We start from the raw sequence: 12,268 nt of genomic DNA, 5'->3' as shown, positions 1-12,268 counted from the left end.
CTTGAAGTTACCCATAAGCGAGCCGATCGGCCAACTTTTGAAGAAAATATAGGCGAAGTTGCCGGAAACACACAGAATCGGTCAACTTCGAACAGTATTCGCTTTGAAGTTACCCATAAGCAACCCAATCGGTCAACTTTTGAAGAAAGCACAGCTGAAGTTGCCGAGATTACTTCCGTTCAAGCAACTTCAAATAACCCATCTCTTTTGAACTTGCTGAAGATGCCTGCGACTACCCATTTACCTGACCGCTTTTCATGCTATGTGACTCTACAGGAGCGTTTAGTAGACTGTCGCTAGTCTTGAAAGTAGGTTTCAGAAAAAATAGCTACAGAGATGAAAAGTCTGGGAATCCCCCCAGACTTTCTTTTCTATCAGAAAAAGGAACCGATAACTGCTTGAATAATTCTCTCAAACATTTTATTAAGCAATTGAATCCAAGTCTGTTATTCTTAAGTTGTGAGGAAAAAAGGCTTGTGGGAAACAGCCACGAAAGCTGATTCCACTCACAGGAGAGTAAGAGGAGAAGAGGGCGAAACAATCTGTTCACAAGGTAACAATCTTTTTGTTTTTTTTCGACATACTTTGCAAAAACAGTTTATCTTTCTTTAAAAACATGTTAAACTAATCACATGCAAGAAAATAAAGATATTATGTAGGGAGTAGGGATACAATTATGAAAAAAATCATGAGTGGATTAAAATTCTATTTCCGTAACGGAGAAACGTGGACAATTGACCGCGAAAACATTGGTGACTTATGGATCAAACAAGTCACAACCAGCTACGGACGTATTGACGAAGGCGAATTACAAGAAATTCACCCCTGCCAATCATTCAAAATCGAAATTACCCGTGAAGCTGATCAAGTGAAATCCAACGATATCAACCTTGGAGGACTCGAAACCGGCATGTTTGACCGCGTTGCCCGTCGCCAAGATATCGAAAGAATGGAAATCCTTTACCGCGACTTAGCGGAAAGAGACAGCATTTACTTCCCGTATGAAGCATCAGACACGGATGAACACGTCAATGCTTACCAATCATCTTTTGTTTCCGATAACGATAAGTTATACCTCGTTATCGATCCAGAAACAACCGCTGAAGAAGTTTATCCGGACGCTTCTTCAAACTAACCTAGTTGCTTCTTGTTTTATATCTATACCCTCTTACTCCGTGGTCACGCGCAAGCGTGACCTCCTTTTTTTGTCTAAAAAAACCAGCTCCCAAGGATTCCGCTTGACGATCAAGCCGACACCAGTCACTCTCCCACAGCGACAATACCTATTCTCCGTACAAAAAGGCCAGTATTCAAGTTTCGACTTGAACACTGGCCTTTCCTTATAGTTAAAGTTTTTCGGGTCTGAACGCTTGTTTCAGACTTTATTCTTTATTTAAACCAAACTTTGGCGAATTTGTTTCCGATGATCCCACCAAGGATCATGACTGCTAGGAAGACCCAGCCAGATAATGAAAATTGTGCAATCGGTGTATACAATGCCCCGACGTTACAACCATTAGCTAAACGTGTACCAAATCCCATGGACAGGCCACCCAAAGCGAATAAGAAGAACTGACGCACAGATAAGCTCATTTCAGACATGAACGCTTCTCTGAATTTGTTTGCAGTGAGTAAGAAGACGATGGTCCCCAAGAAGATACCGGCATTTTGTGTATTGACCGGATGACTGAAGAAGGGAGCACTGTAATGTTCAGGCGCGCCGAGTGTAAATTCAGCTAACGCTTCTGCAGAAACCCCAAACAACATGAGGACTTTCCCAAACCAGAAACCGTAAGGAGTCGAAGCGCCCCAACCAGAACCAGTGACGCCCATCAAGAGTGCGAAAACCAAGGCGATTGCTACAGCACCTTGTTTCAAAGTCCAGGGACGAACAAACAAGCGGTTGTAAGTTTCATTGGAGAACAAGCTGTATTCTTTCGAATCGAATGTATCGGGTTCATCTTGACGAGTTTCCATGAAATGTCCAGCATAGGTATTGTTGCGTTTGCGTGAACTTTCAAATTTGTAACTGAAGAAAATGACGATGCCACAAAAGAGTGCGGTCAATAGAATGGCACCCAAGTACCCGTTCAAGCCGTCCCATTTGAATAAATCAGGCAAGAAGACACCCGTTTCAAATGTACTGGAGTTGAACCAAGTAGCTGTGACGAATTCAGCGGAACGTTGGATAGGAAAACCTAAGAAAACGCCCATTCCGAAAAAGACTAACGTGACTAACGCACGTGGTAAAGCAGTGACCAAGTCAGTCAAGACCCCAGAAGCACAACAAGCGGAGAAGGACATCCCGAAGCCAAATAATGCGCCCCCAGCAAGTAAGCCAAAGTTGATCGGATTGATCCACAATCCAAAAGTAGTGGGATCGGCATTAAACAAGAAAGCTGTCGAGATCAACGTAGTGATGAAAAACATAAACATCAACGTCCGCAATAATTTCGTTGACCCCGTTGTATAGGCCCGGTTGATGCTTCCAGCGAAACCTGTATACGCACGTGAGAGTGCATAGCCTAAGGATAAGCCCATAAGCAAGCGGAAAAATAGCATACCCGACTCTAAAAAATTGTACCCCATGAATAAAATAATACCTAAAAATGCAAAGCCAAAAATCGGTTGGATTTTAGACTCCCTCTGCATTGGTTTTGACACCAACATACTACCCTCTCCTTATAATTAAATGTGATTGATTTCACTAAGAGTATACCGACATGGATTGGCTTGCGCAATATTTATACGCAATAAAGCATATTTTGTTCACAAAAACACAAATGAAAACACTTTAGTATGAGAGTTTAATTAAAATACAAGCATTTTTTGACGTTCAGTACACAATAGGATAATCCACTTATTTAAAGTGAGAAGAAGTGAGCAAGCAAGCAATTACGGTCCCCGGATCATAAACCCTACTAAGACATCCTGCCGTTCAACCATTCCTCCTCGCAAAAGTTCCCTTTCATACGGTATACTAGAGGAAGCAAACAGACAGGAAGGATGAAACACACATGAAAATAGGCGTTATCGGACTCGGGAACATCGCACAGAAAGCTTACTTACCCGTCATGCTCACCCAGCACCCAGAAGTGGACTGGCATCTCTGCACGCGCAACCAGGAAAAATTAGAGCAGATCGGCAAACAATACCGCATCGACAAACTCTTTACGGACTTGGACGAATTTACGGACAGCGGGATCGAAGGGGTCTTCGTACACACGCCCACAGCTACCCATTACGACGTCATCAAGCAATTCATCCACAAAGGCATCCACGTCTACGTGGACAAACCCATCAGCGAGGACCTGGACCAGACCAAAGAACTCCTCGAACTCGCCGAAGAAAAAAACGTCTTACTCATGACCGGCTTCAACCGCCGCTTTGCGCCCATGTTGGACGAATTGAAAAAAATGGAAGACAAGCAGTACGTTTCTGTCCAAAAAAACCGTCAAGGCAGTAGCGGACGCAACACGCGCTTCATGATCTACGACTTGTTTATCCATCCACTGGATACAGCACTCTACCTGCTCGACGGAGAAGTTGAATCCATCCAGTCCACAATAGTCGGCACAAAAGACAACTTTCAACGAGCCTGGGTGATGATCGAATCCAAAGATACGACCGTCTCGGTATCCGTGAACACCGAAGCCGGCGCCAACCTTGAATTCATGGAAGTCCAAAGCAAAAACGGGACCATGCGCCTGGAAAACCTGGATCAGCTTACGACACGCATAAAAAATACCGACCAGACCACCCGCTACAGTGACTGGACACCAACCTTACACAAACGCGGCTTTGAACCAATCATCCAAGCATTCCTGGATGCCCTCAAAACCAAAAAAAGCCCCGTCACCCCCAAATCAGCCTGGCTCTCACACAAAATCTGTGAAGAAATGCTGAAGAAGGAAGGGTACTAAAAAAGAGAGTGGAGGCGACTGCCCTGGCTCGACCGGAAAATAGGGCCGCACAGGACAGAGCACCCTGCGCATGGCCAAGCGGCATCTTTTTCCCGAGAGCCAAGAAGCCGCAACTCATTTCAAACAGAGAGTGGAGCTTTGCGTTAAGAAATGAGGGGCTGGAGCAGGGCAGAACAAGATTCGCTAGAATCGGTGAAGCTCAGCGAAGCAACCGCATTTCTGCAAAGCACAACTCATTTCAAAAAGAGAGTGGAGCTTTGCGTTAAGAAATGAGGGGCTGGAGCAGGGCAGAACAAGATTCGCCAGAATCGGTGAAGCCCAGCGAAGCAACCGCATTTCTGCAAAGCCGCAACTCATTTCAAAAAGAGAGTGGAGCTTTGCGTTAAGAAATGAGGGGCTGGAGCGGGGCAGAACAAGATTCGCCAGAATCGGTGAAGCCCAGCGAAGCAACCGCATTTCTGCAAAGCCGCAACTCATTTCAAAAAGAGAGTGGAGCTTTGCGTTAAGAAATGAGGGGCTGGAGCAGGGCAGAACAAGATTCGTTAGAATCGGTGAAGCCCAGCGAAGCAACCGCATTTCTGCAAAGCCGCAACTCATTTCAAAAAGAGAGTGGAGCTTTGCGTTAAGAAATGAGGGGCTGGAGCAGGGCAGAACAAGATTCGTTAGAATCGGTGAAGCCCAGCGAAGCAACCGCATTTCTGCAAAGTACAACTCGTTTCAAAAAGAGAGTGCGACAATAGGCGTTCAGACCCGGATCATTGGAACGAATACATGAAGCTAGTCGTGAAATGGACGTCGGGTCTGCTTTATTGAGGATGCTTCAAAAACTCATTCATTTTTTGTTTTCTGAGAGAATGCAAAAAAAACCTTAAAGAAAGAAAAAGTACTCCGATAAACAAACAGTATGTAAAAAAATATACCGGTTTGTTAGAGGAGTGAAATGAATGAGGCACATATATAAAAGATTACTTACAGCAATTATGATAGCGACATTTTTCATTGGTGGCTGTAATAAAGACGAGACAACTAAAAAAGATAATGATGAAACAGTCGTTTTAGCAAAAGGAATAGAGAAACCTGAGCTGTCTTCTAAAGTAGCAGAAGACGAAACTCAAGAAGATTTATTAGAGGAGAAACCTCAAAAACCAGGCGATATAGTATCAGCTGAGATAGTTTCTGAGACAATAGAAACTGAAGAGGAAAAAATAGAGAATAAAGAAACCAAACATAAAACTTCCAAAAAAGTAGTAAAATCGGAAATAACCACCGAGAAGAAACAAAACTTCAATGGAAGTCCAACTGTTAACGTAATAGAGTATTTACTACCTTTAGAAAACTCCGCTGAAAGAGTTGAAGAATTGACGCATATCGTTATCCATTTTACGAGCAATGCTCAAAACAAACCGGCAGACCCATTTCTGATTGAAGATACGTATTCCATCTTTAAAGATTATGGTGTTTCTGTTCATTACGTTATTGGAAAAAATGGGGAAATCTATTCCTTGGTTAAAGAAAATCGAATAGCTTACCATGCGGGAAAAGGTGACTTAGACGGATTTCCACAATACCAAGACAGACTCAACCATCATTCTATCGGAATAGAATTGCTCGCTATCGGCACAGAAGATGAAATGGAAGCAATGGTCCCCCAAGATACCTATGCTCAAATCGATTCAGAAGATATCGGGTACACTGAGGCACAATATACTGCACTTCGATCCTTAGTAGATGATATAGTGAAGCGGCACCCAAGTATTCAAAGAGACAGGAACCATATCGTAGGACACGATGAATATTCTAAAGGAAGAAAAACAGATCCTGGGAGCTTGTTCAACTGGTTTGAAATAGGTTTGTAAATGCTTTTACACCAAAGAAATTAAAGAAATAGAAACACAGTCGTTATTAAAAATTCAACAAATAAAATAGGCTTGAGATATGTTATACTATTCTAAGTGTTATTTCTAAAAATCATTTAAATGAGTAGAGGTCTTTATTATGTATGATATGTTTTTTGTTTTGATTATGTGTGTATTCACCATGGTCATTTCGCTGATAGTTACTCCCTTAGTTAAAAAATTGGCAGTCACTGTAGGAGCTGTGGATAATCCGAATAAGAGAAGGGTAAATATAAAGCCCATGCCGACAATTGGTGGGTTAGCAATTTTTATTTCTTTTTTCATTTCCGCCTTTTTCTTGCAGCCACTTTCCACACAAACAGTCTTACCGGTATTCATAGCTTCATCGTTCATAATTGTCACAGGTTTGATAGATGATATAAAAGAAATTTCTCCGTTAGCCAAAATACTTGGGATAGTCATAGCGGCGACAATTATTTATTACTTTACTGATATCAAATTAGAGATGATCACTATACCTATATTTGGTGAAATTCATTTTGGGGTTTTAAGCTTACCGATGACACTCATCTGGATTTTAGGGATTACAAATGCGATTAATTTAGTCGATGGACTAGATGGGTTAGCGAGTGGGATTTCAATAATAGCGCTGAGTACGATGGGGATTATTGGATTTTTCTTTCTAGGATTTGAAAATGTAGAAATTTCCATTATGTTATTCACGTTGGTAGCCGCAATTGTAGGCTTCTGGCCGTATAATTTCTTTCCAGCCTCTATTTTTTTAGGAGATACGGGAGCACTGTTTCTTGGGTTTATGATTGCAGTATTTTCATTAAATGGATTGAAGAATGTTACCTTTATTTCATTAGTTATTCCGATAGTAATATTGGGTATTCCGATAACAGATACACTTTATGCAATCATAAGAAGAAAACTGAAGAAACTGCCCATATCAGCTGCAGATAAACATCATATACATCATAGACTAATGGGATTGGGTCTGTCGCATAGACAAACGGTATTAGCGATTTACTCGCTCGGAATCATTTTTTCCATTATTGCTTTATTGTATAAAATGTCAACATTCTGGGGTACGATTATTTTATCTATTGGAGTAATAGTGGGTGTAGAAATATTCGTGGAAGTTATAGGCTTAATAGATCCGGGGAGAACTCCATTTTTAAATTTTGTTAAGAAATTATTCAAAAAAGCAAAATCAGATGAAAAGCCAAATAAATAGAATACAAATAAAAAGTAAGAGACTGGGAATCCAGTCTCTTACTTTTTATTCATAACCATTTGGATTGTTTTTTTGCCAGTTCCATGAGTCACGAACCATATCGTCAATTGTTAGTTTCGTTTCCCAATTCAACTCCTCTTTTGCTTTGGAAACATCGGCATAACTACTCGCAATATCTCCAGCTCGCGGTTCTACAATTTCATACGGAATATCTACACCATTCTCTTTTTCAAAAGTCCGGACTAAATCTAATACACTCGTGCCTTTTCCCGTACCTAAATTGTAGGCTTCGATACCAGTTGAATGGAGAACTTTTTCTAGGGCTTGAATATGACCTTTGGCCAAATCAACTACATGAATATAATCCCGAACGCCTGTACCGTCTGGTGTTTTATAAGTATCCCCAAACACACTTAGTTTTGCGCGTTTACCTACTGCGACTTGAGTGAGATACGGCATGAGGTTATTCGGGACCTCACTAGGATCTTCACCAATCAGACCCGATTCATGTGCGCCGATTGGATTAAAGTAACGTAAAAGAGCCGTACTCCAATCTTTATCGGCAATAGATTGATCTTGCAAGATTTGTTCGATAAACATTTTTGTTGTGCCGTATGGATTGGTGGTGCTTAAGGGCATAGTTTCTTTGAAAGGAACAACGTTATTCATACCATAAACTGTAGCAGATGAACTAAAGACCATGTTTTTTACAGCGTATTCATTCATCAATTCCATCAGTGTAATGGTTCCTATAATATTGTTACGGTAATATTTCAATGGTTTTTCAACTGATTCACCTACCGCCTTATAACCTGCAAAATGAATAACCGCTTCAATATTATTCTCTTTGAAAATATTTTCTAAACCCTCTTTATTGAGAAGAGTCTCCTCATAAAAAGTAAAACTCTTACCTGTGATTTTTTTGATGCGATTTAGAACTTCGTGTTTGCTATTAGAGAAATCGTCAACGACAATAACTTCGAAGTTTTTCTTCAATAATTCGACTACCGTATGGCTACCGATATAACCAGCACCACCCGTGATTAAAATGGACATAAAATCCCTCCCTTTGAAAAGTATAGCATAATCCAAAAATTATTAGTCAGGTAATGGAGAAATATGACTAATAATTTTTTAATGAAGATGAATTAAGAAGCGAGTTATGCTATCATAATTTAGATAATGTGAAAAGATAAAATTAGAAAAGCATAGTAATAAATTAAAAAATAGCGTTAAAATATTTATTGTTAGTAAATTGTAAAATTTGATTGAGGGAGTTAAAAATGGATAAACTAGTATCAGTTATAATACCGGTCTATAATGCTGAAGAATATATAAAAAAAACGATAGAATCTGTCTTAGCACAAACCTTTCAAAACATTGAATTAATTCTTGTAGATGATGGATCGACAGATAAAAGTAAATCGATTATTGAAACATTAGTGGAAACAGATTCACGTGTTTACTACTTCTATCAAAAAAATGCTGGAGCACCAGCTGCTCGGAACTATGGTATTTCAAAATCTAAGGGAGATTTTATTTATTTAATTGATTCGGACGATGAATTAAATACTGAAGCAATAGAAAATATGTTGTTCTCTTTTGAAAATAAAGAAGTTGATTTGGTTGTGGGCCAATATCAACATATGAATGAAAAAGGCACCTTAGGTAAAAAAGAAGATTTTGGGTATACAGATACGAAATTGTTAGAGGTTAGTGATAATCTTAAGGAACTAGCATTTGTCCCCCCTTTTCCGGGAAACAAAATGTACCGCACAAATGTGATAAAAGATAATAATATTTATTTTGCAAATGTCAAAATTGCTCAAGATTTAAACTTCTACCTAAAGGTATTGCTTCACGTTAGAAAGATACAATTTGTTAAAGAAGTAGTATACTATTACCGATTTAGAGAAGGTAGTATAAGCAATACGTATACGAAATCAATATTGGATATTAGACCGAGTATTGAGAATGTAGAAAAATACTATAAAATGAATGAAAATTATGATAAACAGCTTTTTGATAATATCAAGTATTTATATTATTCATATCAATTATCAAAAGTTCCTCAAATCGCAAGTGAAAAGGACCGCAAATCTGTTTTTTGGGATTTAAAGCACGAACTGAAAAAAATTAAAAAAAGAGATTTATATCAGTCTATATATAGGAAAAAATATTGGAATACTACATTAAAATTATCTTTGAGTTTTATTTTTTTGAGTAAATATTATCAAAAATTTCAAATTTCAAAAAAGCAAGAGAGGTAAATAAATGAATCCATTAATTAGTGTTATTGTACCAGTTTATAATGTTGAGAGCTTGCTTCCTAGGTGTTTGAACTCGATTGTTCTTCAAACATATGCTAACCTAGAAATCTTGCTGATAGATGACGGTTCTACAGATGAAAGTTTGGAAATTTGTCGTAGTTATGAGAGAGAGGATTCTCGTATTAAAGTACTAACTAAACCAAATGGTGGTCAAGGGAGTGCTAGAAATATGGGATTAAGTATCTGCAAGGGCGATTTAATCACATTTGTAGATAGTGATGATTGGTTAGTTAAAGAAATCTACGAGCATGTAGTTCAATTATTTAACAAACTTAAGATAGATATAGTGAGTTTTAATACCATTCAAACTAATGGCGATGAAAAACTTCCTGAAGTTACAGATCAAGTAGTCGAGGTCAATGGTGTGGAAATTTTAGAAGATTACCTGTATCGCGGTCAAACAGAAGTAGCGCCTTTTACAGTGTGGAGAAAAGTTTACTCTAAATCTATTTTAGAGAATCTTAGATTTGATGAGAAAACAATAAATGAGGATATCTTATTTAATTATTCTGCATTAGAAAAAGCAGATAAACTCGTTCACACTAATAAAGTAGGTTATTATTATTTTCAGGAAAATAAAAGCACAACAAGAAGTGGATTGAAAAAAAGAGACTTTGATCTGCTAGAAGTAAGTAAGGAACTTGTCGAAGTGACCCAAAAAAGCGAGAATGAAAGATTGATATATTTAGCTAAAGTAAAAAAAGCAAGAACTTATTTTTCTTTATTAGCAAAAATCGCATACTATGGAGTAAGTGATGAAAACATCTCTAGAAAAAAAACAATAAAAGAATTAACAGCAAACATCAGGGAAAACTATTTGCTATTGATTAAATCACCTATGTCGTTCAATCGTAAATTAATGGTTACTGTCCTTGCCGTAAATTATAATATTCTCGCTATACCTTTAAAGATTTATAAACAGTTCAAATAAGGAGCATTCAAATGGACCAATATTTTACACTGAAAGATTATCTTTTATTTTTAAAACAATCAAAAAAAACAATAATAATCACCTCCTTTGCTTTTGTGATTATTTTTTCGGGTCTATATTATTTTTTTAATATTTTAGATTCGCAGGGCGATGAAGAATCTATTGGAAAAACTGTGGCGAATGAAGAAATAATATCAAAAGAGGAAGCTGATCAGTATTTGGATACTGAATATGAGGTGCTTACACAAAACCAACAATCAGAACTAATTAACTATTTAGATCAAGAGGCATATATCTTTAGATATTTTATTGAACTCAAAGATGGTGAACCCTATAGAGAATTCGGTACTGTTAAAGAAATATTAACATTGCCTGAGACTATTCAACAAATTCAAAATAATCTAAATGTTAAATTCAAACCTGATGCTAGTAGAGCAATTCGTATGTCTTTCGATCAGAAAAATAATGTTCACACATTTCTTGTTGGTATCGGAAATGAAGCAGACAATTTAAATATTGCAGAAGAGTATTATTCGCTGCTAGAAAATGCAGAGGGAACTTTTTTTGAAAACAAAAATGTGTATCTAATCGATTCAACCCCAATAAAAAATGATCTTCAGGAAGAAGCTATAGATCCTTCCGAACTTCAAGATCCCACCAGTGCAAGTAATTTGGTTGTTGTCTTCATTTTGATAGTATTCGCAGGTCTCATTGTTGGACTGGTAACCAGTCTCATAAAAACATTTTTTTCAAAAAATATTTCTTCCCTGTATAACTATCAACTTGCTAATACTGAGAAACTTGTAAAAATGAGCCATTATTCAACTCGAAAAACAGATAGTATCATTAATGTTATAAGTTTGATTACAAATAATACAAAAGAAAAGATTGCTTTCTTAGTGCAAGATGATTCAAAAAAGAATTTGCAAGATGAAAGATGGTTAAACAATTACGCTAATACTAGTTATATGTCCGTTTTGGATATTCCCAAAGAAGAAAATTTTGATAAATTCATTATAATAACTGAATTAAATCAAACCAAAAAATCTTGGTACACTGATCAATTAAAGCTCATTCGGAACTTATCAAAAGATATACTAGTTATTGAAATGAACCAAAATAAGAAATCGAATTAAAGGAGTAAACTTAGTGTATAATGAATTCTCAGTATTATTGTCCGTTTATCAGAAAGAAAAAAAAGACTTTTTAATTGCTAGTTTAAATAGTGTGATTAATCAGTCCGTAAAACCCTCGGAAATTGTAATTGTAAAAGATGGGCCACTGACAGAAGAACTTGAAGAAACGCTATCAAATTTTATTGAAGAAATGCCAAGTTTGTTTAAAATCGTCACGTTGAAAGATAATGTAGGATTAGGGTTGGCTTTAAATGCAGGATTAAAAGAATGTAAGTATGATCTGGTGGCACGTATGGATACGGATGACATATCTATGCCTGATAGATTTGAAAAGCAACTTGAAATTTTTAACAGAATTCCAGAAATCGGAATTGTTGGCAGCAATATCAGTGAATTTGTTGACAATCCAAAGAATGTTGTCAGCCAAAGAACGGTTCCTGAAAATCACGATGATATAGTCAAGTTTTCACGAAGGAGAAGCCCTTTTAACCATCCAACTGTCATGTACAAAAAAAACCTAGTCTTAAAATTCAATGGTTATTCAGACTTTAGGCGAAATCAGGACTATGATTTATTTGTCAGAATGTTAAATAATGGGATAAAAGCATATAATATTCAGGAGCCATTGCTTTTATTTAGAGCCGATAGTGATAATTTGAAACGAAGAAAAAGCTGGAAAAAAACTTCATATGACATACAAATGAGGTATAAATTTTTTAGAAAAGGCTACTCTTCCATTCTGGACCTTACAATTACAACGATAGCTTTTATAATTGTATATTTTGCACCATTAAAATTATTTAAGTTGATCAATAAAAAGATTTTGAGGGAAAATATAAAATAAGGAAGTTG

General features: G+C 37.3%; 11 protein-coding genes. 9 read left to right on the top strand and 2 right to left on the bottom strand.

What is annotated here, in order from left to right:
* Both H626_RS11805 and H626_RS0106895 read left to right on the top strand, forming a co-directional pair.
* On the top strand, window positions 1–300 hold a 300-nt coding region (locus H626_RS11805; RefSeq protein WP_211221965.1), incomplete at its 5' end, for a hypothetical protein.
* Window positions 301–676: 376 nt separating this feature from the next.
* Window positions 677–1,135 carry a hypothetical protein gene (locus H626_RS0106895; RefSeq protein ID WP_027108701.1) on the top strand — a complete coding sequence of 153 codons (459 nt, stop codon included), beginning with the start codon at window positions 677–679 and terminating at the stop codon, window positions 1,133–1,135.
* A gap of 254 nt (window positions 1,136–1,389) precedes the next feature.
* Here H626_RS0106895 and H626_RS0106890 read toward each other — a convergent pair whose 3' ends face one another.
* A complete protein-coding gene (locus H626_RS0106890; protein ID WP_245570086.1) occupies window positions 1,390–2,670 on the bottom strand; it encodes a YeeE/YedE family protein in 1,281 nt (426 codons plus the stop codon).
* A gap of 347 nt (window positions 2,671–3,017) precedes the next feature.
* On the opposite strand from H626_RS0106890, the gene H626_RS0106885 reads away from it, so the two are divergent.
* The 3 genes from H626_RS0106885 (at window position 3,018) to H626_RS0106870 (ending at window position 7,019) form a co-directional block, all read left to right on the top strand.
* On the top strand, window positions 3,018–3,923 hold the full coding sequence (locus H626_RS0106885) for a Gfo/Idh/MocA family protein (RefSeq protein ID WP_027108699.1): 906 nt from the start codon (window positions 3,018–3,020) through the stop codon (window positions 3,921–3,923).
* A gap of 944 nt (window positions 3,924–4,867) precedes the next feature.
* Window positions 4,868–5,779: an N-acetylmuramoyl-L-alanine amidase gene (locus tag H626_RS0106875; protein WP_051237893.1), complete on the top strand. Its 912-nt coding sequence runs from the start codon at window positions 4,868–4,870 to the stop codon at window positions 5,777–5,779.
* A gap of 148 nt (window positions 5,780–5,927) precedes the next feature.
* Window positions 5,928–7,019, top strand: a complete 1,092-nt coding sequence (locus H626_RS0106870; protein WP_035618893.1) for a glycosyltransferase family 4 protein — start codon at window positions 5,928–5,930, stop codon at window positions 7,017–7,019.
* A gap of 45 nt (window positions 7,020–7,064) precedes the next feature.
* Here H626_RS0106870 and galE read toward each other — a convergent pair whose 3' ends face one another.
* The gene (galE, locus tag H626_RS0106865; RefSeq protein WP_027108695.1) at window positions 7,065–8,075 is read right to left on the bottom strand and encodes a UDP-glucose 4-epimerase GalE; all 1,011 of its coding nucleotides are present in this window, start codon (window positions 8,073–8,075) and stop codon (window positions 7,065–7,067) included.
* A 227-nt stretch (window positions 8,076–8,302) separates the two neighbouring features.
* Here galE and H626_RS0106860 point away from each other — a divergent pair, with 227 nt between their 5' ends.
* Genes H626_RS0106860 through H626_RS0106845 form a run of 4 tightly spaced genes read left to right on the top strand, consistent with a single transcriptional unit; the run spans window position 8,303 to window position 12,260 of the window.
* Entirely contained in the window at window positions 8,303–9,289 is a 987-nt protein-coding gene (locus tag H626_RS0106860; RefSeq protein WP_027108694.1) for a glycosyltransferase family 2 protein, read from the top strand.
* Between the two features lie 4 nt (window positions 9,290–9,293).
* Window positions 9,294–10,280, top strand: a complete 987-nt coding sequence (locus tag H626_RS0106855) for a glycosyltransferase family 2 protein (protein ID WP_027108693.1) — start codon at window positions 9,294–9,296, stop codon at window positions 10,278–10,280.
* A gap of 11 nt (window positions 10,281–10,291) precedes the next feature.
* Window positions 10,292–11,416 carry a hypothetical protein gene (locus H626_RS0106850; RefSeq protein WP_027108692.1) on the top strand — a complete coding sequence of 375 codons (1,125 nt, stop codon included), beginning with the start codon at window positions 10,292–10,294 and terminating at the stop codon, window positions 11,414–11,416.
* A 13-nt stretch (window positions 11,417–11,429) separates the two neighbouring features.
* Window positions 11,430–12,260: a glycosyltransferase gene (locus H626_RS0106845; RefSeq protein WP_035618875.1), complete on the top strand. Its 831-nt coding sequence runs from the start codon at window positions 11,430–11,432 to the stop codon at window positions 12,258–12,260.
* Window positions 12,261–12,268: the final 8 nt, after the last annotated feature.

Source organism: Lacticigenium naphthae DSM 19658 (assembly GCF_000425865.1).
GTDB classification, from domain to species: domain Bacteria; phylum Bacillota; class Bacilli; order Lactobacillales; family Carnobacteriaceae_A; genus Lacticigenium; species Lacticigenium naphthae.
The sequence above is the reverse complement of the archived record's forward strand: the minus strand, read 5'-3'. Positions and strand labels throughout refer to the sequence as shown.